Source organism: Candidatus Binataceae bacterium, assembly GCA_035508495.1.
GTDB lineage: Bacteria > Desulfobacterota > Binatia > Binatales > Binataceae > JASHPB01.
Genome location: DATJMX010000041.1, coordinates 13,399 through 35,070 on the forward strand (window position 1 = coordinate 13,399; position 21,672 = coordinate 35,070).

At 62.0% G+C, this 21,672-nt stretch carries 20 protein-coding genes; 12 read left to right on the forward strand and 8 right to left on the reverse strand.

What is annotated here, in order from left to right:
- Positions 1 to 3: 3 nt before the first annotated feature.
- Positions 4 to 1,065 (reverse strand): alpha/beta fold hydrolase, encoded by a 1,062-nt coding sequence (locus tag VMA09_13965; GenBank protein HUA34708.1) that lies wholly within the window; start codon positions 1,063 to 1,065, stop codon positions 4 to 6.
- Complete coding sequence (locus VMA09_13970; protein ID HUA34709.1) at positions 1,052 to 1,627, reverse strand: hypothetical protein; 576 nt, start codon at positions 1,625 to 1,627, stop codon at positions 1,052 to 1,054. The genes VMA09_13965 and VMA09_13970 overlap by 14 nt, the downstream gene beginning before the upstream one ends.
- 310 nt (positions 1,628 to 1,937) lie before the next feature.
- Between VMA09_13970 and VMA09_13975 the strand changes: the two genes are divergently transcribed.
- The 5 genes from VMA09_13975 to VMA09_13995 all read left to right on the forward strand — a co-directional run bounded on the left by VMA09_13975 (position 1,938) and on the right by VMA09_13995 (position 7,516).
- The gene (locus tag VMA09_13975; protein HUA34710.1) at positions 1,938 to 2,534 is read left to right on the forward strand and encodes a Crp/Fnr family transcriptional regulator; all 597 of its coding nucleotides are present in this window, start codon (positions 1,938 to 1,940) and stop codon (positions 2,532 to 2,534) included.
- A gap of 20 nt (positions 2,535 to 2,554) precedes the next feature.
- The gene (locus VMA09_13980; GenBank protein HUA34711.1) at positions 2,555 to 3,388 is read left to right on the forward strand and encodes an alpha/beta hydrolase; all 834 of its coding nucleotides are present in this window, start codon (positions 2,555 to 2,557) and stop codon (positions 3,386 to 3,388) included.
- 200 nt (positions 3,389 to 3,588) lie between these two features.
- Positions 3,589 to 5,046 (forward strand): FAD-dependent oxidoreductase, encoded by a 1,458-nt coding sequence (locus tag VMA09_13985; protein HUA34712.1) that lies wholly within the window; start codon positions 3,589 to 3,591, stop codon positions 5,044 to 5,046.
- Entirely contained in the window at positions 5,043 to 5,879 is an 837-nt protein-coding gene (locus tag VMA09_13990; GenBank protein HUA34713.1) for a hypothetical protein, read from the forward strand. The genes VMA09_13985 and VMA09_13990 overlap by 4 nt, the downstream gene beginning before the upstream one ends.
- A 347-nt stretch (positions 5,880 to 6,226) precedes the next feature.
- The gene (locus tag VMA09_13995; protein ID HUA34714.1) at positions 6,227 to 7,516 is read left to right on the forward strand and encodes an LLM class flavin-dependent oxidoreductase; all 1,290 of its coding nucleotides are present in this window, start codon (positions 6,227 to 6,229) and stop codon (positions 7,514 to 7,516) included.
- Between the two features lie 159 nt (positions 7,517 to 7,675).
- Here the strand turns inward: VMA09_13995 and VMA09_14000 are convergent, their stop codons facing one another.
- The 3 genes from VMA09_14000 to VMA09_14010 are packed head-to-tail and all read right to left on the reverse strand — an operon-like array spanning position 7,676 to position 9,417.
- Positions 7,676 to 8,692: an alcohol dehydrogenase catalytic domain-containing protein gene (locus VMA09_14000; protein HUA34715.1), complete on the reverse strand. Its 1,017-nt coding sequence runs from the start codon at positions 8,690 to 8,692 to the stop codon at positions 7,676 to 7,678.
- A 55-nt stretch (positions 8,693 to 8,747) separates the two neighbouring features.
- Positions 8,748 to 9,131 carry a lactoylglutathione lyase gene (gene gloA / locus VMA09_14005; GenBank protein HUA34716.1) on the reverse strand — a complete coding sequence of 128 codons (384 nt, stop codon included), beginning with the start codon at positions 9,129 to 9,131 and terminating at the stop codon, positions 8,748 to 8,750.
- Between the two features lies 1 nt (position 9,132).
- Positions 9,133 to 9,417: a UPF0175 family protein gene (locus tag VMA09_14010; GenBank protein ID HUA34717.1), complete on the reverse strand. Its 285-nt coding sequence runs from the start codon at positions 9,415 to 9,417 to the stop codon at positions 9,133 to 9,135.
- Between the two features lie 159 nt (positions 9,418 to 9,576).
- Here VMA09_14010 and VMA09_14015 point away from each other — a divergent pair, with 159 nt between their 5' ends.
- On the forward strand, positions 9,577 to 10,761 hold the full coding sequence (locus VMA09_14015) for an acyl-CoA dehydrogenase family protein (protein ID HUA34718.1): 1,185 nt from the start codon (positions 9,577 to 9,579) through the stop codon (positions 10,759 to 10,761).
- Between the two features lie 37 nt (positions 10,762 to 10,798).
- Positions 10,799 to 11,980 carry an acyl-CoA dehydrogenase family protein gene (locus VMA09_14020; GenBank protein HUA34719.1) on the forward strand — a complete coding sequence of 394 codons (1,182 nt, stop codon included), beginning with the start codon at positions 10,799 to 10,801 and terminating at the stop codon, positions 11,978 to 11,980.
- 208 nt (positions 11,981 to 12,188) lie between these two features.
- Here the strand turns inward: VMA09_14020 and VMA09_14025 are convergent, their stop codons facing one another.
- On the reverse strand, positions 12,189 to 13,514 hold the full coding sequence (locus tag VMA09_14025) for an aminotransferase class I/II-fold pyridoxal phosphate-dependent enzyme (protein HUA34720.1): 1,326 nt from the start codon (positions 13,512 to 13,514) through the stop codon (positions 12,189 to 12,191).
- 31 nt (positions 13,515 to 13,545) lie between these two features.
- On the opposite strand from VMA09_14025, the gene VMA09_14030 reads away from it, so the two are divergent.
- From VMA09_14030 to VMA09_14050, 5 genes are all read left to right on the forward strand, one after another.
- Positions 13,546 to 14,226, forward strand: a complete 681-nt coding sequence (locus tag VMA09_14030) for a pyridoxamine 5'-phosphate oxidase family protein (protein ID HUA34721.1) — start codon at positions 13,546 to 13,548, stop codon at positions 14,224 to 14,226.
- The gene (locus VMA09_14035) at positions 14,223 to 14,657 is read left to right on the forward strand and encodes a GNAT family N-acetyltransferase (protein ID HUA34722.1); all 435 of its coding nucleotides are present in this window, start codon (positions 14,223 to 14,225) and stop codon (positions 14,655 to 14,657) included. Before VMA09_14030 ends, VMA09_14035 begins: the two co-directional genes overlap by 4 nt.
- Before the next feature lie 16 nt (positions 14,658 to 14,673).
- Complete coding sequence (locus VMA09_14040; protein HUA34723.1) at positions 14,674 to 15,291, forward strand: FMN-binding negative transcriptional regulator; 618 nt, start codon at positions 14,674 to 14,676, stop codon at positions 15,289 to 15,291.
- Positions 15,292 to 15,415: 124 nt separating this feature from the next.
- Entirely contained in the window at positions 15,416 to 16,612 is a 1,197-nt protein-coding gene (locus VMA09_14045; GenBank protein ID HUA34724.1) for an acyl-CoA dehydrogenase, read from the forward strand.
- Between the two features lie 80 nt (positions 16,613 to 16,692).
- Positions 16,693 to 17,244, forward strand: a complete 552-nt coding sequence (locus VMA09_14050) for a GNAT family protein (protein HUA34725.1) — start codon at positions 16,693 to 16,695, stop codon at positions 17,242 to 17,244.
- Here VMA09_14050 and VMA09_14055 read toward each other — a convergent pair.
- Positions 17,228 to 20,476: an Ig-like domain-containing protein gene (locus VMA09_14055; GenBank protein HUA34726.1), complete on the reverse strand. Its 3,249-nt coding sequence runs from the start codon at positions 20,474 to 20,476 to the stop codon at positions 17,228 to 17,230. The two genes, VMA09_14050 and VMA09_14055, sit on opposite strands and share 17 nt — an antisense overlap.
- 191 nt (positions 20,477 to 20,667) lie before the next feature.
- On the reverse strand, positions 20,668 to 21,585 hold the full coding sequence (locus tag VMA09_14060; protein HUA34727.1) for a glutathione S-transferase family protein: 918 nt from the start codon (positions 21,583 to 21,585) through the stop codon (positions 20,668 to 20,670).
- Between the last annotated feature and the right edge of the window lie 87 nt (positions 21,586 to 21,672).

Here is a 21,672-nt window from a genome sequence, read left to right on the forward strand (position 1 = left end):
TCTTTATAAATCACGCGCGGATAGCCAGTTGGCAATCTGCGGCCAAAGCCGTTTTAACGAATCGGAACTAATCGCCGCGCCCATGTGCCCGGTCGGAAAATGCAGATCCGACTTGTCGGCGCTGCCGACCTTGTCGAGCAGCGGCTCGCTCGCGCGGGGATTGACGATATCGTCGTGGTCGCCAATCACGTTGAGAATCGGGCAAACGATCTTGCTCAGGTCGACGGTCGCGCCGCCGAGCTTCATCATCCCGTTCATCAGCGAATTGGTCTTCGTCATCTCGACGCTCTCGACGAAGATCTTCCCTGCCATCGGCACGTCGCTATGCAGCCAGCGCTCGAAGAGGCGGAAGGTGTCGATGTACCCCGGCCGCGACGACTGGCGATAAGCGCCGACGAACTTGTCGAGCGCGTGATGCGCGGGCGCCAGCGTGTTGAAGAACGAGTTCATCATGTTGGCCGGCAGATTGCCGTAGATCGACGCGATCGCCTCAGCACTCGCCTGGCTCATCGTGGCGCTCAGATGCTCAATCGGCAGATCGCGCTTGCTCGAGTCGAACGGGATCGTGAGCGAAATCAGGTTGCTCACCGTGTTCGGATGGAGCGCAGCGTACATCACGGAAAGCAACGCGCCGAAGCAGTAGCCGAGGATCGAGATGCGCTCGATGCCGCTGTGGATCTGGATCGCGCGCACGGCATTGCGGATATCGATATTCACGTAGGCATCGAACCCGCGCCATTTGTCGGACTGCCGCGGCGGAATCCAATCGATCAGATAAACGTCGAAGCCCTGGTTAACCAGAAACTCGACGACGCTCCTGCCCTTCTGCAAATCGAGGATGAAGGGCCGCTTGATGAGGGAGTACACGAGCAGGATCGGCGTGCGGCGCGCCGTGCCGCGCGCTTCGTAGCAGCGCAGGCGCACGAGGCCTGACTCGAAGATCACGCGCGAGGGCGTCGCGGGCTCGGGATCGTCCATCGGGATGCCGAAGCCGGCGCGCACCGCGTCGAGCGTGCGCATCGCACCTTCCATCCAGAATGAGGCGACAGCGCTAATTGCGGACATCGTTCAGAGCCTCCGGAATCGGCCATCCCGCCCACACCGAAACCTGGTTAACGCCGACGCTGGTCGCGGGGATGATCGGCGACGTGATGTGCTCGCGAGTCGGGCGGCGAATCTCGACCTGGCGAGAGGCCTGCTCCGCCGCGCGAGCTGCTGAGAGCTCCTCGCGCAGCGAGCGGATATCCTCGCGCACCGCTTCGACCTCGTTGGCGGTCGGCAGTCCCACCGTCGGCCACAGCGACGAAAAGAACGCGCCCGCGACCGCATTGGAGAAGCGCTGCCATCGCACGAAAGTGTCCAGCGAGCGACCCGCGACCTCGCCGAAGCGCGGATTCGTATAGAGCTGCTTGGTCGCTTCGTTCGCCACATCGACCAGGGCGTCGTAGGCTTTCCATCCCGCCTCGTACATCTGGCGCTCATCGGCCTGCGACACCAAACGCTTGGCCGCAGTCACGGGCAGCTCCAGGGCGGCCTCGGCAAACTTGACGAGCGCGGAAGCGACTGGCGAGGTCTCGACAGCAGGAGCGCCTTTGATCGGAGTTCCGTTTGAAACCTGGTTAGCCACTTCAATTACCTCCGAAAGAACCTTGTTGAACAGTTGTTGAATCGACCTCACTAAAGAAACAGTAATGCACGGGCTAGGGCAAGCATTAGTGTTACTTACACTTGTCGCGGCGGTGACAATTCAGGCAATACGGCTTAAAGAGTTGCAGAATCGGTCACCTTGGCGACATCAGCGCCGACTATGCTAGGTAGGGATCATGGGCGTCGGATTGGCAATCGATCCTCGTATCCTTAGCAGGCTACGGACGCTTTCCTGGCTCAATCAGGAGCAGATAAACAGATTGGCCGCGGAAGCCGCACTTATCCGAGCTATGCGTGGCAATTCTATCTTTGCCGAGGGCGACGAATCGACGCGTATCTATATTCTGCTCTCCGGCGCTGCGAAACTTCAGCTCATTCAGAATCGCGAGCAGCGCGTGCTCGTAGGTTTGCTCGGCCCCGGCGAGGTCTTCGGCCTCACCTCGCTATTGCCGCAAGCGACGCGCACCTTTCATTGCGAGGCCTTCACCGATTGCACCGCGGCGGCATTCAAGCCTGAGATATTCGTCGACACGGTCCTCGGCGTGCCGCTCGATCGCGCGAGCAAGATGCTCGAGATGACGGTCGGGCGATGGTGGAGCATGATCATCCGCTATTCCGGCTTCGTCGGGATGGGACTGCGCGAGCGGCTGGCAGGTGCGCTGTTCGAGGTCGCTTCGAAGTTCGGTGTGCAGGACTCGCGCGGCACTCTGGTCACGCTCAAGCTGACGCATGCGGACCTGGCCGAACTGGTGGGAGCATCGCGCCAGCGCACGACGGAGCAACTCATTGAGTTCGAGCGCGAAGGTATGATCATCCGCGACGGCCGGCGCCTCGTCATCGTTCCGGATAAGATTGTCGAAGTGGCGCAGCCGGTCGCGGCCGCCTGATCCCCGCAGGAACATCTTCAATGGCTACCGACAAATTCGTAGAAGCGAACGGCCTTCGACTGCATTATCTCGATCATGGCGGCGACGGGCTGCCATGGCTCGGGTGTATTCACGGGCTGTCCGGCAATGCGCACAATTTCGACCGGCTCGCACCAAAGCTCACGGCCAGGTATCACGTGATCGCGCTCGACGTGCGCGGCCGCGGCGACAGCGCATGGGGCGCGCCCACGGAATATCTGCCGCAGCATTATGTGAACGATGCCGCGCAAATGTTCGACGCGATTGGCATCCAGCGTCTGACGCTTATCGGCACTTCGATGGGCGGCACGATCTCGATGATGTACGCGGGTGGATGGTCGAATCGCGTCGATAAGCTGGTGCTCAACGACATCGGACCCGACATAGATCCCGCCGGTGCGGCGCGGATCACTGCATACTTCGGCGAGGCTCCGCAGCGCTTCGCCGATATTGCCGAGGTCGCGGCGTACTATCGCGCCAACTATCCCGCGCTTGCGAACCTGCCGGAAAACGAGTTGCAGGAGCAGGTGCAATGGTCCGTGAAGCCCGCGCCTGAGGGCGGTCTCGTGTGGAAGCTCGACCCCGCGATCCGACGGCCGATCCGCGGCGGCACCGCGCAGCAGCGGCTGGATTTGTGGGTGCCGTTCGCGCGAATCACGGCGCCGATCCTGGTCCTCCGCGGCGCCACGAGCGACATCCTCTCGGCGCGGACGGCGGCTTTGATGCGCTCGACGCACGAGGGCGTCGAGGTGGTCGAGATTTCCGGGGTCGGCCACGCGCCGTCGATGCTCGAGGCTGAATCTCAGGCGGCACTCGGCAGATTTCTCGGTCTTTAGCCGCTCTAAACCGCCCCTCGCCGCATTGCCGTGGCGAAATCACGTAAGCCGCAGAATTGCGCAAAAGGCCTCTGACATGCGGATTCGCGCCCGTGTACAATCACTAGCGATGCCGGCTGCATGCAACCATAGCGGATTGGTCACCGTATTTTACGCATGCTTTTCAACTGCCGGCGCAAGAGGGGTACTTTGTGAATCGGATGCGAGTGGGGATTGTGGGTGGAGGTCTGGGCGGGCTGCTGACGGCCTATATGCTCGAACGAAGATCGCCGCGGCCATGTGACATCACGATCTTCGAAGCCAGCGCGCGGCTGGGCGGCAAAATCATCACACGTCAATTTGAGTCGGCGCCCGTCCGTTACGAAGCGGGCGCGGCCGAGTTGTATGACTATTCGCAGCTCGGACCCGATCCGCTGCGCGAGTTGATTTCTGAGCTCGGACTCAGCGTCACCAATATCGACGGTCGCGCGGTGATAATCGGCGATCGCATCCTGCGCTCGCAAACCGATATCGCGCGCGAGTTCGGACCGTCCGCGCTCAACGCACTCAACAAGTTCAACTCGATGGCGCGCGCGGCGATTAGCCCGGCCGAATACTACGAATCAGATTGGAAAGCCGACAACAAGGATTCGCTGTCGCGCGCGAGCTTTCGCGATTTGCTGGCAAAAGTCGGCGACGACAACGTCCGCCGCTATGTCGAAGTCGCGGTGCACAGCGACCTCGCCACCGAGCCTCATCTGACCAACGCGATGTACGGGCTGCAGAACTACCTGATGAACGAAGCCGACTACATGCGGCTCTACGTCATCGATGGCGGAATCGAGCGGCTGCCGCGCGCGCTCGCGGAACGAATCGGCGCGCAGGTCAGGCTCAATCATCCAGTCACGAAAATCGAACGCGGCGCCGATCGCACCTATCGCATCTCGTCGCGCAGTCATGGCGAGGCCCGGAGCGATAACTTCGACTATGTCGTCGTGGCGTTGCCTAACAACTGGTTACCGCTCGTCAACTTCGGTGGCGCGACGCTCGGCGACGCGATGCATCGGCATCACAAGTTCTACGACTACCCCGCGCACTACCTGCGCGTGAGCGTGCTGTTTGAGCGCCCGTTCTGGCGCACGCAGCTCCGCGAATCGTACTTTATGCTCGACGCGTTCGGCGGATGCTGCGTCTATGACGAAAGCTCGCGCATCGCGGACAGTCCGTACGGCGTGCTCGGATGGCTGCTGGCGGGCGACGCGGCGCTGGCGATGAGCAATCTCGCCGACGCGGTGCTCATCGACGCGGTACTCGACTCGCTACCCACTTCGTTGCGCGACGACGCGCGCCAGTATCTACGCGAAGGCCGCGTGCATCGCTTCGCTGGCGCGGTAAATGGCCTGCCCGGTGGTTACCCGGCGCGCGAGCCCGATTCGCGCCACCTGCCGGAGCCTGAAAATCATCGCGAGCTGTTCGTGGTCGGGGACTATCTCTTCGATTCGACGATTAACGGCGTGCTCGACTCGGCCGATGTTGTCGCGGAGTTCATCGCAGACGATCTGCGCAACCAGGCACGCCTTAGCGTCGCGTCGACACCCGCTGCAGCCACACAGGTTCAGGCGACCGAGCCCCTTCCCGAGATGCCTGTCGCTGCCGCGGCGAGGGCTGAAGCGTCATGAGCACGGCAATTCACAAAGTCGCCGAGATCGCGTCGGCGCGCGGCGCATCGGCCGTTTTCAAGCGCCTAACGTTTATCGCTGAGGCGGAGCCCGGATTGCGGCAACTGCGCGAGTATCGCAATCCGCGGAACTGCATCGCAATCGAGGAAGACTTCGATGCGAACGCGACGATTTCGGAGAAATCTGAGCTTCTCCTCGCTATGATACCGACCGAAGCAGCCGCGGAAACGAAGAAAGTCAGAGACACGTGGATGTCGAGCGGCGACGTGGGTCCGATAACGTTCACCGCGTGTGGATTGAAAATCGAATGGCGCCCCGGCCGCGCGATCGTGCAAGGTCCGCCCGCGGGATTCGATGCCGCCGCAAAGGCGCTCGCGGATTTCACTTTCTATGAAGGCGAGCTGCGCGCGCTCGAGCGCGAGATCGAAAGCCGCGAACCGCAGGCGCAACTCGATGCGTCCTACGCCCTTCGAATTCGCCATAGAGATCGCAAGCATTGGCAGCGCTTCGCAGAGCTGATCGAACATTTCTATCGCATGCGTCTTAGCTACGCGCGCCTCGAGCCGCAGCTCACGATCCCCTCGTCAGACCTGCCTCGCGATGCGAAGCAGCTCATGACGCGCCTCTGCGAAGAAGCAAATGTAGAGGACCGCCTCGAAGCATTCTCAAACCGCCTCGAAGCCTGCGAAGATCTCTACGAAGGCGCGACCGATCGCATCGCGGAATACAAATGGTACTTCGGCGGCCAATGGCTGGAGATCACGATCGTCGGTCTGCTGGTCCTGGAAGTCGTCCTGCTCGGCTTCGACATGTACCTCCGCCACTTCAAGTAGGTCGCGCTTTCTTATCTCCGGACAAACCCTATCTCGAGAGCGCCAACGCGATCAGAACAGTACCCGAATCGAAGGCCGCCCGGGAACCAGACCCCGCAACATTAGAATGACCGAAGGATGGCGGCCATCCGATCGGAGAAGTCAGATCCAAAACACAGTGGAGTGGGCGTCCCTGCCCGCCCTATTATTTTTCAGAAGGCAGTTCTCAACCCATCGAACGCGAACGTTGGTCCGCGATCGATCATTGGATAGCTACGAAGCGTTTGGCGCTTACTACCGGTTCCAACTAGGATCGCCGGCAGACTGCCGGATCATTACGATGCGGCCGGCAGGCGAGGAGCGCGCGCATGCGATTTCACTGGTTTGCCGAGGTCACCTATCCGCATCTGCCGGATGATTTCCGGGAGAAGTATCCGTCCGCGTGGGTGACGCCACCGGCGCATCTTTGCGATCCGCGCAAGGCTGGCGAGATGTACCGGATGTTCATCCGCCTGATGCAACTCGCTGACGAAGTCGGCTTCGACGGCCTGACCGTCAACGAGCATCATCAGACTCCGCTAGCCGTGACGCCCTCGCCCAACCTGCTCGCGGCGAGCCTCGCCTCGACCACGAGAAACGCGGCCATCACGATCGTCGGCAATTCGCTTGCGCTCTACAACCCGCCGACCCGTATCGCCGAAGAGTATGCCTACATCGATTGCCTCTCCGGCGGACGTCTCACTGCGGGATTCGTGCTCGGCACCGCGATGGACTCGACATTCGCGTACGGCATGACGCCGGTCGAGATGCGCGAGCGCTTCGAGGAAGCGCGCCAACTCATCCTGCGCGCGTGGAGCGAGCCTGAGCCGTTCGCGTTCAATGGCAAATACACCAAGCTTCGTTACGTCAATATCTGGCCGCGGCCGGTGCAGAAGAAACTGCCGGTCTGGGTTCCGGGCGGAGGCGGCAGCGTCGAGACCTGGGACCTCGTGATCGACAACGACTACTGCTATGGCCATCTGTCGTTCTCCGGCCTCTACTCATCGAAGCCACTCGTCGATGCGTTCTGGGAATACGTTGCCAAACGCGGCGGCACGATGAATCCGCATCGCATGGCGTTCACGCAAATCGTATGCGTCGCCAACACCGATGCTGAAGCCGAAAAGCAGTACTACGAGGCCGTTCGCTATTTTCATCGCAACGGCGCGCCGAGCATGGGCTTTCTGAATCCTCCCGGCTACACGACGATTCGCTCGATGAAATCGATGGGCGAGCAGTTGAAGGTCGGCCAGAGCAAGCTCACGGCCGAAGATCGTCTGCGCGCGGGCCGCGGCGAAATGAGCTTCTGGGAGTATGACGAGAAGGGCTACATCATCGCAGGCACGCCGCAGCGTGTGCGCCAGCGCCTGCGCGAGTTGATCAAGGATTTGCGCGTCGGCCAGCTAATCGCGACGCCGCACATGGGCAATCTTCCCGAGGAAGTAGGCGCCGAAAACACGCGCCTCTTCGGCCTAGAAGTCGCGCCATACCTGCGCGATCTGTGGGCCGACGAGCCGGATCACTGGACTTCCGAGATCAGCCAGAAGCTCGTCGCCGCGAATGCTCCTCGAGTGCGAACCGAGACCGCGTCGACAGCAGAATCGATGCCGGCGAAGTAGTGCGCCTGCGCAGGCGATCTGCCTGAATATAGTCGGGCGGGCGTCCCTGCCCCCCGCTGAGATGCGCGCTCTTCCCGCGCTTCCATTCTGCAGCGTCGAAGGCGCGCAACGCGCCGACTTGACGGCGGGCAATTTCCGCGAACTTTTTCCGAACCAACCCTAGTACGGAAACTCGACCATTACCTTGGCTTGCGAGCCTGGGGTGCGCAGCGCTTCGAACATCGCGGGGATTTGCGCGAGTTCGATGACGTCGGTGATCATCGGCTTGGCGTCGATCAGTCCGTTCGCGAGCGCCTCGACCGTGTCCTGGAACTCAGCGTGCGTGTAGGCCATCGCGAAGTCCATCCGCACTTCTTTGCCAATGCAGTTGAGCGGCGTGATCGTGTCGGATTCGAGGCACACCCCGATCACGACGATCTGCCCGTGCCGCGCGACGAACTTCACCGCCTCCATCAAGGTGCTCTTCACGCCGATACATTCGAATACCAGCGCAGGATCATGGCCGATCAACTCGCGCATGATGTGGATCGCGTTATGGTCATGCGGATTTATGACGGCGTCGGCGCCGAGCTTCATTGCGAGCTCGGCGCGGCCCGGCGCCAATTCCGATACAACGATCGGTCCCGCGCCTTTCGCCTTGGCCCACAAGAGAGTCGCGAGACCTATCGGCCCCGCGCCCATCACCAGGCATCCCTTGCCCGGTTTGATCACGGCGCGGTTTACGCCATGCAATCCCACCGCGAGCGGCTCGACCAGCGCGCCTTCTCGGGAGCTTACATGGTCGGGCAGGCGCAGCAGGCTGCGCTCGCCGCACAGCACGTACTCGGCGTATGCGCCGGGAAGATGACCGAGGCCGAGTGAGCGCATGTGCCGGCAATGCATCGCATCGCCGGTGCGGCAGTGATCGCATTCTCCGCACGAGATGTACGGGAGAGCGGTTACGCGTTCGCCGATCTTGAAATCGCGCACGCCCGCGCCGAGTTCCGCGATCTCGCCGCAGAACTCGTGGCCCATGATGGTGCCGGGCATCGCCAGCCCATGCTGTACCAGATGCAGATCGGAGCCGCAGATTCCGCAGTTGTGAACCTTCAGAACAACTTCCCCCGAGCCCGGTACAGGCTCGGGCGCGTCAAGCAGGGTCATCTCATTGACGGCATGAAATGCAGCAGCCTTCATGGTAATCGCGCCTCCCCACGCGAGTCGCCCCCGCTTTTGATTTTGCGGCTATCTCTCAGCGGCGTTCGATCAACTCGATTTTGTAGCCGTTGGGATCCTCGATGAAGGCAATCTTCGTCGTCCCATGGGCCATCGGTCCCGGCTCGCGCGTAATCTTCACGCCGCTGTTACGCAACTCGTCGCACGCCTTATAGATGTCAGGCACGCCTACCGCAAGATGTCCAAAGGCAGTACCCAGATCGTACTTGTTTTTGCCGTAGTTGTAGGTGAGCTCGACCACGGTGCCGTGATCCTCGTTGTCGTAGCCGACGAAAGCCAGGGTGAATTCGCCGCTCGGAAAATCCTGCTGGCGCAGCAGCTTCATCCCGAGCTTGCTGGTGTAGAAATCGAGCGATTCCTTGAGGTCGTTCACCCGGAGCATCGTATGCAGTAAGCGCATGTCAGTTGTCCTTTCGCCGAATTGGTTTACGGCGCGCCGCGATCGCATCGACCAGTCCACCGCGAATCTCGGCAAAGAGGTCCTCGGTCGATGCGATTCCTGCCGCCTTCATTTTCTCTACCAGTTCCCATCGCGTGCAGCCGAGCGCCTGGGCCGCCTCGTGCTCGTGAATCCGCCTGGCGCGCACGAGCTCCAAAATCGCTAGCTCGCGCATCCGACCGACAAATTCGGCCTCGGGGAACTGCGTGTCGAAAACTCCGTCCGGCAGTTCGATCTTGATATCCATCGCCGCGAAACGAGCTTCATCGATCCTCGCGGGACTGTCAAACCGGCGCTTGGCGCGGATGGCCCCGATGTTTTAGGTTAGCGGTCGGGCTAGTAGCGCTAACTTTGAACGCGGGGACTTTTCGCGCCGGCCGCGCGAGTGCCTCGATGGGGAAATATCATGGACTTCGATTTCACGCCCGAGGATGAAGCGTTTCGCCAGGAGTTCCGCTCGTGGCTCGAGGCCAACAAGGGTGGCGCTCCGCGCCCGCGCGACATCTTTTCGACCGAGACCAAGGAAGCCTGGGACGAACAGGTGGCATGGGCGAAGAAGCTCGCTTCGGGCGGATGGCTCGCCGTCAACTGGCCCAAGGAATACGGCGGCCGCGGCGCGACTGTCCTGCAGACGATCGTTTACAACGAAGAGCTCTCGCGCGTTAACCTCGCGGCGCCGATGGTCGGCATGGGCGTGAGCCTGCTCGGCCCGACGCTCCTGCATTGGGGCAACGAGGAGCAGAAGCAGCGCTACATCCCGAAGATCCTCAAGGCCGAGGAAATCTGGTGCCAGGGCTACAGCGAGCCCGGCTCGGGATCGGATCTCGCCTCGCTCCAGACCCGCGCGGTCGAGGACGGCGACGACTTCGTCGTCAACGGGCAGAAGGTCTGGACCTCGATGGCGCAGTACGCCGACATGATCTTTCTGCTCGTCCGCACCGATCCCCAGGCGCCCAAGCATAAGGGCATCAGTTATCTATTGGTTGACATGCACAGTCCCGGTGTCACGGTCCGTCCGCTAGTGCAGATGACGGGCAACAAGGGCTTCAACGAGGTCTTCTTCGAGGACGTGCGCGTGCCGAAGAAGAATCTCGTCGGCGAGAAGAACCAGGGATGGCAGGTCGCGATCACGACGCTGATGTTCGAGCGCTCGGGCGGCGGCGGCGATCGCGGCGCGACCGGCACCTGCGAGGATCTCGCTCATCTGGCGAAAAGACTGCCGCGCAACGGCGGCAGCGCGTGGGACGACGACAGCGTGCGGCAGAAAATCGCCGAGTTCTATTGCGAAGCCAACGCGCTCCGCTACACCGGCTATCGCCAGCTCACGCGGCGTATCAAGGGATTGCCTCCCGGACCTGAAGGCTCGATGATGAAGCTCTGCAGCACGGAGCTGAATCACCGCATGATGCTGTTCGCGATGGAATTGCTCGGGCCGTATAGCCAGATCGAGTATTACGCCGAGCATTCTCTGGATCACGGCAAGTGGTTGTTCAGGATGCTCGCGTCGCGCGGCGGCACGATCGCGGCCGGCAGCAATCAGATTCAGCACAACATTATCGGCGAGCGCGTCCTCGGCCTGCCCAAGGGCTGATAGTCGCGGCCACCGATCTCACGAGGTAAGACATCGGATGGATTTCAACTACACGCCCGAAGACGAAGCGTTCCGTAAAGAGCTGCGCACCTGGCTCGAAGCCAACAAGGGTCACGCACCCGGTTCCGTCAATATGATGGCCGAGGAATCCGACGACGGATGGCAGGACCGCGTGCGCTGGCACAAGAAGCTCAACGAGGGCGGATGGGTCGCCGTCAACTGGCCCAAGGAATATGGCGGCCGCGGCGCGACCGTAATGCAACGTCTCATCTTCCGGGAAGAGATGAATCGTCTCGGGCTCGCCGAGCCGTTCATCGGCATGGGCATCAGCCTGCTCGGCCCGACGCTCATGCATTGGGGCGACGAGGAGCAGCGAGCGCGCTACCTGCCAAAGATCCTGAAGGGCGAGGAAGTCTGGTGCCAGGGCTATTCCGAGCCGGGCGCGGGTTCCGATCTCGCAGGGCTCCAGACGCGCGCAGTCGAGGACGGCGATGACTTCGTCGTCAACGGGCAGAAGGTCTGGACCTCGATGGCGCAGCATGCGGACCTGATTTTCCTGCTCGTCCGCACCGATCCCGCGGCGCCCAAGCACAAGGGCATCAGCTATCTGCTGGTTGACATGCGTAGCCCGGGAATCACCGTGCGGCCGCTCGTGCAGATCACGGGGTCGAAGGGTTTCAACGAGGTTTTCTTCGAAGACGTACGCGTGCCGAAGAAGAATCTCGTCGGCGGTTTGAACAACGGATGGAACGTCGCAATCACGACGCTGATGTTCGAGCGCGGCGGCGGTGGCGGCGAAGGCTACATGGGCGAGGTGCATGAGCTGGTCGAGCTCGCCAAGCGCGTGCCGCGCAACGGCAGCACGGCGTGGGACGACGCAGGCGTGAGACAGAAAGCGGCAGAGTTCGCGGCCGACGCGCTCGCGCTCAAGTACACCGGCTATCGCCAGCTCACGCGGCAGTTGAAGGGCCTGCCGCCCGGCCCCGAAGGCTCGATGATGAAGCTGTGCGGCACAGAGCTCGCGCTAAGAATCGCGATCTACGCGATGGAACTGCTCGGCCCCTACAGCCAAATCGAATTCGGCGCCGACTTCGCAATCGACAAGGGCAAGTGGTCGTTCCGCATGCTCTCCGCCCGCGGCCCCACAATCTACGCCGGGACGAATCAGATCCAACACAACATCATAGGCGAAAGAGTCCTCGGCCTGCCCAAGGGTTGATCCCTCGATTCTAAACTTGCGCGCTCACCTTCTTAAACCCTCTCACGTTAAGTCACGGGAGAGGGCGGTTAGGCGCGCAAAGCGCGCCTAACAGGTGAGGGTGCAGGATCGCCCGATGCCCGCCGAAAGTGAATTAACGCGCACTCAGAGTGAGCATTCGCCTGCATCTCAACAACCCAGAACCCTCACCTGCCTGACGCGCGCATCATCACGCGAGGCGGGCGTGGCTTTGGGGGCGTAGCGAGGCGGCGAAATCGGCGGCGATGCGGACAGCCTCGGCGGGTTCGAGCGATGCTACCGTTATTCTGATGCCGGGAGCGCTCTTGATGCGGTAGATTTCGCCGGCGCGCACGGCCCATCTTTTGCGCGCGAGGGCCTGCACGATCGCGGTTTCTTCTGCGACTGGAATCCAGACATTCAGACCGGAGCGGCCGTATGCTTCGATGCCGTGCGTGTTGAGCGCCGCGATCATGGCGCGGCGGCGTTCTGCGTAGGTGTCGGCGGCGTGCTTCATCGCGCGCCAGGTTTTCGGCTCCGACCACATATTCACGACGATTCGCTGCAGGATCCGGCTGACCCATCGCGGGCCTATCCTGAGGCGGCCTTCGACGCGGGCGACTGTGCGCGCGTCGCCGATCAAAGTCGCGAGGCGAAGATCGGGGCCGAGTGATTTCGAAACCGAGCGCACGATCGCCCAGCGCTCGAGCCCTGCCGTCGTCGTCAAGGCAGGCGCGCCCGCGACCGGCCCCGCGTGATCGTCCTCGATGACAACGACCCCCGGATGTCGCGCGAGAACGCGCTGAAGTTCCATTGCGCGTTTGCGGTCGAGCGCGGCACCTGTGGGATTCTGTGCGCGCGGGGTGACAATGCAGGCCTTAGCCTTCGCCTTGAGCGCGCGATCGAGTTCACGCGGGAGCATGCCGAACTCATCCATCGCGACCGGCTCGGCGATGAGGCCGAGCGACGCAATGAGATCGAGCACGCCGGTATAGCTCGGATCCTCGAGCGCGACGACATCGCCGGGGCTCAGGTAGCTCGACAGCACGCGCTCGATGCCGTCGAGCGCTCCGCTCACCACCGCGATCGAATCCACGGCAATGCCATCTTCGCGGAACTGTTTGCGCGCCGCTTCAACCAGTTCGGGCAGATTCTCGGTATCGCCATAGCGGCCTGGGTCCGCATCCAAAGCAGAAATCGCCGGACCGAGCGGCGGCAGCAACTTGGGATCCGGCCCACCCTCAGCGAGATTGCGCACTCCTGGCGGCGGCGAGGCGTCAGCGGGCGTGAGCAGCGGCGGGCGGCGATTCACTACCGTGCCGCGCCGGCCCGCGCCGCGCACGAGGCCGCGCACTCGCAGCGCATTGTACGCGGCGTTGACCGTGGTCGGACTTACGTGCAGGCGGCGCGCGAGATCGCGCACCGTCGGCAACTGCTCGCCGGTCGCGAGGCGGCCCGCGTGGATCGCATCTTCGATACTCGCCGCGATCGCATTGCTTGACTGGCCACGAATCTGATAACGTACTGATACATTCATTAGTTTGTATTGTAACAAAAGGATGAGTGAGATGGAAGCGGTCACACCTACCGAACGAACCCGGCTCCGGCGGCTCCCCAAGCGCGCCGCCTACGAGCGCGTGACGATCAATTCAATCCTTGACGAGGCGCTCATCTGCCATATCGGCTTCGTGCAGGACGGGCAGCCCTTCACGATTCCGACGCTCCACGTGCGCCAGGACGATCAGCTCTACGTGCACGGTTCGGCCGCGAGCCGGATGCTGAAGACCGCCAGCGACACGATGCCGATTTGCGTCACGGTCACGCTTATCGATGGACTGGTGCTGGCACGCTCGGCGTTCCATCACTCGGTCAACTATCGATCGGTAGTAATTCTGGGCACCGCAGTGCGGGTTGACGATCGCGAAGCGAAGGTCGGGATGCTGCGCGCGATGGTCGAGAAGCTGGTGCCATATCGGTGGCAGAACACGCGGCCGCCGACAGACCAGGAGCTCGCGGCGACGATGGTCCTGCGGCTGCCGATCGAGGAGGCGTCGGCCAAGGTGCGTGTCGGACAAGCAATGGACGACGAAGGGGACTATGCCCTACCCCATTGGGCGGGAGTCATTCCGCTGCATCTCAGGGCTGGCACGCCGATCCCGGATCCGCGGATGACGGCGGATATCGCAACGCCGATGCACGTGCTCGACTTCGCGCGCAATTCGCCGGCGGTGCGCAACGGCACGAAGTGAGCGCAATCGAAATTACGACCGACCGCGCGCGCATGGATGTCGATGCGATCCGCGCTTTTCTCGCCCGCTCGTATTGGGCGAACGGGATTGCACGCGAGGTCGTGGCGCGCGCGGTCGCTAACTCTTTGTGTTTCGGCGCCTTCGCCGGCGCCGCGCAGATTGGCTTCGTGCGCGTTGTGACAGATTGTGCGACCTTCGCGTACGTCGCCGACGTGTACGTGCTCGAAGCATATCGCGGGCGCGGAATTTCCAAGGCGCTGATGGCCGCCGTCCGGGCCCATCCGGATTTGCAGGGCCTGCGCCGATGGCATCTCGCGACCCGCGACGCGCACGGTCTCTATCGCCAGTTTGGTTTCACCGCGCTCGAGAATCCCGATCGCCACATGGAGAGCGTCGACCCCGAGGTCTATTCGCGGATGGGCGAGCGATAGCCCGGAGCGGATTGGAATGTATACTCCAAAAGCCTTCGAGGTTTCCGATACACAGACGATCTACCGCTTTGTCGAGGCGCACAGTTTCGCCACGCTAGTGTCTAACTCGCGCGACGGAATCGTCGCGACGCATGTGCCGATGCTGCTCGATCAATCGAGCCCCTCGTCTGCCGTTCTTGTCGGTCATCTTGCGCGCGCCAACTCGCAGTGGCGTGACCTCGAACACGATTCGCGCGTGCTTGCGATTTTCAATGGCCCGCATGCTTACATTTCGCCGTCGTGGTATGCGGCGGCGCCTGCGGTTCCAACCTGGAACTACGGCGCGGTGCATATCCACGGGAGCGCGCGTGTCTTCGACGATTCGCACGCGCTGGTGCGCCTACTGGATCGCATGATCGCGAAGTACGACCCGAACCTCGCGGGCCGGATTCCGGACGACTTCCGCGACAAGCTGCTCAGAGCGATCGTCGGCATCGCGATTGCCATCGATCGGATCGAGGCAAAGTTCAAGCTGAGTCAAAATCGTTCGCTCGACGATCAACGCGGAATGCTCGCCGGACTTGAAGCCGCAGGCGACACAGGCTCGCACGTGCTGGCCGCGTTCGCGCGCAGCTATCTCGGTCTTTCCGCGTAAGCGGCGCTTGCGCGGCTTTTCGGCGCTCGCTTATATAACACTTGTTAGGGGCCGGAACGCGGCCGAGCCTCGTGCTCGACAAAAACGCCGCGACCGGCACCGGACTCGGAGGGATATCAAACCAATGGATTTCAAATTCAGCGCCGACGATGAGGCGTTTCGCCAGGAGTTTCGCGGCTGGCTTCAGAAGAACAAGCCCAAGGCGGCGTCGGAAGACAACGCCATGGACGAGATGCACGAGGGCGGCACCGACGAATGGAAGCGGCGCCTCGATTGGCATCGCAAGATGCACGCGGGCGGCTGGGTCGGACTAAGCTGGCCCAAGGAATACGGTGGCCGCGGCGCAACCATCACGCAGCAGCTCATCTACAACGAGGAACTCGCCAAGGCCAACACGCCGATGCTGGTGAACGGCCTCGGCATCATGCTCGTCGGCCCGACCATCATCCATTGGGGGACCGAGGAGCAGAAGAAACGTTACGTCCCGAAGATCCTCTCGGCCGAGGAGATCTGGTGCCAGGGATATTCCGAGCCCAGTTCCGGCTCCGACGTGGCGTCCCTCCAGACCCGTGCGGTCGAGGACGGCGATGACTTCGTTATCAACGGCCAGAAGGTCTGGACCTCCGATGCGCATCACGCCGACATGTGCATCCTGCTAACGCGCACCGATCCGCAGGCGCCCAAGCACAAGGGCATCAGCTACATCCTGGTTGACATGCATAGTCCGGGAGTCACCGTGCGCCCGCTGGTGCAGATCACGGGCGACGCGAACTTCAACGAGGTCTTCTTCGAGGACGTACGCGTGCCGAAGAAGAATCTCATCGGCGAGAAAAACCAGGGCTGGCAGGTCGCGATCACCACGCTGATGTTCGAGCGCTCGGGAATCGGCGGCGGCCGCGACCTGATGGGCCAGGTGCGCGAGCTGCGCGACCTCGCGAAAATGGTCAAGTTCAACGGCGGCACGGCGTGGGACGACGACAGCGTGCAGCAGAAGATCGCGGGCTTCGCTTGCGAGGCCGCCGCGCTCAAGTACACCGGTTATCGCCAGCTCACGCGACGGCTCAAGGGACTGCCGCCAGGACCGGAAGGCTCGGTGCTGAAGCTCTGTACCAGCGAGCTGAACCTCCGGATGAACAAGCTCGCGATGGAAATCCTCGGGCCCTACAGCCAGATCGAATTTCACGCCCCGATGGCGATCGATCGGGGCAAATGGTCGTACCGGATGCTCGCATCGCGCGCGCTCACGATCGCCGGAGGCACGAGCGAGATCCAGCACAATATCATCGGCGAACGAGTACTCATGCTGCCCAAAGGCAACTAGCGAGACCTGGAAAGAGAAAATGCTGAAGGGCAGCCCAGGTGGCTGCCCTTCTTGTTTTTGTGACGGCTAGGGGGAATGCGATGGAAGGAAAACTGGTCAGACTACGCGGAATCGAGCGCTCAGATATCGATGCAATCATGAAGTGGATTGTCGACGAGGAGGTGACGAACTTTCTCGGCGGCGAGATGTTGCTCGGACCGATGTCGCGGCTTGCCGAGGAGCGCTTCATCGAGCATGCGTCCGAAGTGCAGCCGAACTCGCGTCTGTTCGTGATCGAGACATTGACTGACCGGTGTTATCTCGGCTCGACCGACCTGCACGCGATCAACTGGGTCAATCGCAGCGCCGAAGTCGGGATCGTGATCGGCGACAAGCCGAGTTGGGGCAAAGGCTACGGCACCGATGCGATGCGCGTGCTGCTGCGCTTCGCCTTCGACAAGCTCAATCTCAATCGCGTGAGCCTGCGGGTGTTCGAATACAACCCGCGCGGCATCGCCTCGTACGAGAAATGCGGCTTCAAGCGCGAGGGCGTGCTGCGCCAGGACAAGTACCTTGGCGGCAAGTATTTCGACACGATCGTGATGGGCATCCTGGCGCATGAGTATCGCGCGCTGGCTAGTTCGACACCGTGACGGTGATGATCGCGGTACCGAGCAGGTTGCCGCTGGAATCCTTGGCGTCAACTTCGATGGTATGTTGGCCGTTACTATAAGTCGTCGTGTTCCAACTGAAAGTGAGCGGCGGCGACGACGTGATGTAGTTGCCGTCGATCACGAGATTCACCCACGACACCGGCGGATTCTGATCGGTAACAACGATATTCACCGTGCCTGACACGGTCGCGTTGTTCGCGGGCGAAGTGATCGCCACGACCGGAGTTGCCGTAGCGGTCGGAGTAGGCGTTTGGGTTGCCGTGGGCGTCGGCGTCGCGGTGCGAGTCGGCGTTGGAGTCGGTCCGCCGTTCTGGACGGTCACCGTGATGATTGCGCTGCCGAGCATCGTGCCGCTCGAATTCTTGGCGTCAACTTCAATCGTATGCGGGCCGTTGCTATAGCTCGTCGTATTCCAGCTGAAAGTGAGCGGCGGCGACGAGGCGATGTAGTTGCCGTCGATTACGAGGTTAACCCACGAAACAGGGGGCTCCTGCGCCGTAACAACGATGCTGACAGTGCCCGAGACAGTCGCATTGTTGGCCGGCGACGTGATCGCAACCACGGTCGGCGTCGCAGTCGGCGTCGGCGTTGAGGTTGCTGTGGCGGTGGCGGTTGACGTCGCGCTGGCGGTTGGCGTCGGGGTCGGCGTATGACTTGGTGTGGCCGTGGCGGTCGGCGTTGGAGTTGGGGTGTGACTCGGCGTGCTGGTCGGCGTCGAAGTCGCGGTTGAGGAAGCAGTCGGGGTCGGCGTGGCGGTTCTTGTTGCAGTGGCAGTCGCGGTGGCAGTTGGGGTTGGCGTGGGACCGCCGGTCGGAGTTGCGGTTGGCGTCGGCGTTCCGCCGTTGGTTAACTGGTAGATACCGCGGCCATGCGTTGCGGCGAAGATCGTGCCCGCCGAGTTCTGTTCGAGGTCAAACACGGGCACTGCGGGCGGCATTCCAGCCGTGAGTTGCGCCCAATCGTTGCCGCCGTCAGTCGATTGGTACATGCCGGTGTCGGTTCCCGCATAAATCGTCTGGCCTGTAGAATCGGTTCGATCGACGAGCAGCTTCAACACCGGAACATCGGGGAGCGCATTGGAGGGCGGCGGCGTATCGAGGTTTGGATTGCCGTCGGCGGAAGCCCACGTCCTGCCGAAGTCCGATGACACGAAAATATGGCCGGTGCCGGTCAGCGCCGTGTAACCCGAAAGCCCCAGGTATGCTATCTGGCTGTTGAACGGATTGATCGCGATTGTGGTCGCCTGCGTGCTGTCGGGAAACACCCAGGCAGGAAGATTCGGCGTGACGTTGGTCCAGGTCACGCCGCTGTTCAGGTTCGCCTGCGTGGTGTTGTAAACCTGGAACGGCGTCGGCCTGAAGGTGCTGTTCGTTTCCATCGCGATCGCCCAGGCGTCGGCGTTGTTTGAGGGCGCGACCTCGATATCAGCCAAGGCACACGCGCCGTTGGGGCATCCGCCGCTGAGGTCCTGCGTCGTCTGCCGCGCCCAGGTGTTCAGACCGTCGGTCGAGACATAGACCGAGTGCGCGCCGAACAGGACGCGCTGTGCAGTTGCCGGATCGCTCGCCAGGGGAGGGAACTGGGCCGCTCCTTTATCGGCCGCCGCTCGCATCGCATTGTCGAGGTTCGTGGTCGGCGTCGTCGAGGTCCAGGTGTTGCCGCCGTCGCTAGAGCGCGAAATCACCGGCCCTGCGGAAGCGGTCGCGAACGTATGGTACGCGAAGAGCGGATTCTTCAAATCGAACAACGCGAAGCCGCCGTCATTATTGTCGACCTGCGCCATCGCGAGCGAGCCGCCGCGATTGCCGCTGATGCGCGTGGTGCCGTTGTCCTCGAATCCCATCAGCAGCGTTGTGCTGTCAGTAGGATGAGGTCCGATCGCTTGCGCCTGCGCAACAGCCAGCGTGGTGTTGAGCGCGCCGAAGGTCGAGCTCGGCGAGTCGAAGCGAAAAAGCCCGCCATCGTTGCCAAGATAAAAGCTATGCGTACTCAGCGGGTCGAACGAGATCGCATGCTGATCGCCATGGGTGCCGCCGCTCGCGGCGAGGAACGTCCAGGTGCTGCCGGAGTTGGTTGATTTGTAGATTCCAACGCCGCCGAAAATCACGGTGTCGCCGGTAGTGTCGCCGGTATCGATCGCGAGCGCCTGGTTGAAGTACGAGAGCGAGAAGTTGGCGGAACTGGTGCCGTCGATCGTGACGCTGCCGACTCTGGCGCTCGGCACGGTTTCGGTCTGCCACGTCACTCCCGCGTTGGTCGATTTGAAAAATCCCGAATACTCGTCCCAGTCGGGAGCGCCGACCATCACATAGACGGTTCCGCTGTTCGCAGCGACGGTTTCGCGTCCGAGATTGCTGCCGAGACCGGGAAGGCTTATCCGCGACCAAGTCGTGCCCGAATTGGTCGAGCGGAAAAGTCCGCCGCCGAGAATCGTCACGTAGACATCGGCAGGCGTGACGGGATCGACCGCGACCGACTGCGCCGGGCACGGATTCATCTGAAAATAAGGACACGAGCCAAACGTCCCGAGCGGATAGGTCTGCCAGGTAGTGCCGCCGTCGGTTGAGTGCCACAGACCAAGCTGCGAGACGCTCCCTTGCATCCAGCTCGCGCCCGAGCGGCTCGAGCTCGAGCCGAACGTCGATGCCGCGTAGATGAAGCGTGGGTTCTCCGAGGTGTCGACCGCGATGCTTGCGATCGACTGATCGGCGAGCGAGCTCGCGGCGAGTTGCGTCCAGGTGCTGCCGAGATTGCTCGACACGAAAATGCCCTGTCCGTAGTACGAGTCCGCCGCCATGTTGCCCTCGCCCGTAGCGACATAGAGCGTGGGACTCGGCGAGGTAGTCGTGTCGAGCGCGAGCGCGCCGATTGCGAGCGTCGGCTGAGTATCGAAGATCGGAGTAAACGGCGCCGTCGAGTTCGGGCGCATCCAGACGCCGCCGTTGGCCGTGCCCACGAAGAGCCGTCCTGAGCTGGTGGGATCGGCGACGACAGCGGTCACTCGCCCGGTCGCGGATGACAACGCGGAGCCAAGCGGCACGCCGCCGAAAGTCGGGATCTCATTCGTGATCGGTTCAGGCCCAAGGAATTGCCAAGTGAGTGCTTGCGCAAAGGGCCCGGGTCCTGGCGTCGCCGCGACGATCGCCAGGACCCCTACCACCAGCAACAGCGCAGCCCCGATCCCCCACCACCGGCGGGCATAGGAACGCACCACAACCCGATCCCCCTTTCGACCGATGTTCCTATAGTCAATTTACGGAGAGTGAGTAGTAAAAACAATTAGGTACTTTCTAGTAGTGAGTACCTAAAGTGACTATCTAGAATAGCCACTGGTATTCAAAGAAAAGCGGAACCGGCTAGCGACGGCTCCGCTTTATCAGCGACTTGCTATGATTGTCCTTGTCAGACGGCTTTGATGCGGAAGCCCACCTTCGGAAAATGATTCACGATCGTGCCGACTTCGGCGTCGTTCCTCTCGATCGCGATCTCGTGAATCGTGCTTACCACCACTTTGCCGGTGACAGGATCGAAGCCGTAGTCATCGGGCGTCACACTCACCGTCATCCCGGGCTTGAGGCCGTTGGGATCGGTTTCATCGAATTGCTCGCGCGTCGCGGGCTTGCTGTCGCGCGCGATTTTGAGAGCCTCGTCTGGTTCCATCGGCGTGACGCTTCCCACGCCCATCTTTTCGACCCGATCGAACCACTTCATCAGGCTTGGATATCGCTCGGCCAGCGCGAATGACGAAGGCTCGGCGCGCAGGAACCATACGCAGTGGAAATACGCGGCGTCGGCAAGGCTGAAGCTCCCGCCCAGCACAAACTGCCGGTCCGATACCTGATGGTCGAGCAGCTCGAGGAACGCGCGCACCTGGTTGCGAGCGTCGGGCGCCGTCGCCGTAAGCTCGGTGAAATTGGAGCCGGTGCCGGCCATCATCCTGGAGCGATCTTCGATGAACTCTTTTGGCACCGATGCCGCGAGCTTCTCGAAGATCACGGGCGTCGTGGAAAAGAAGAAGCGCCGATCGGCAAAAAGCGCGACCGAGTTGCAGATACCCTCGGTGTTGCCGGGATACATCGTAGGCTCCGGATAGAGTTCATCGATCCTGCGCACGATGATCTGCGAGTCGCACCACACGTCGGCGCCGATCTGCAGGACCGGGATGCGCCGGTAACCGCCAGTGAGCGGGATAAGCTTGGGCTTGGGCATGATGACCGGCTGATCGACCGAGCGCCAGGCCACCTTCTTGAGCGCGAGAATTTTGCGAACCTTCTCCGAAAAGGGAGAATTCGGATATTGATGCAGAATGATTTCGGCCATTAAATCCTCCGTCCCGGCCGCGCCGGTGCGTACTTCATATCCGATCGCGCCGGGTGCACGGAAGCCCGGACTTTTCGCGCGGCTATC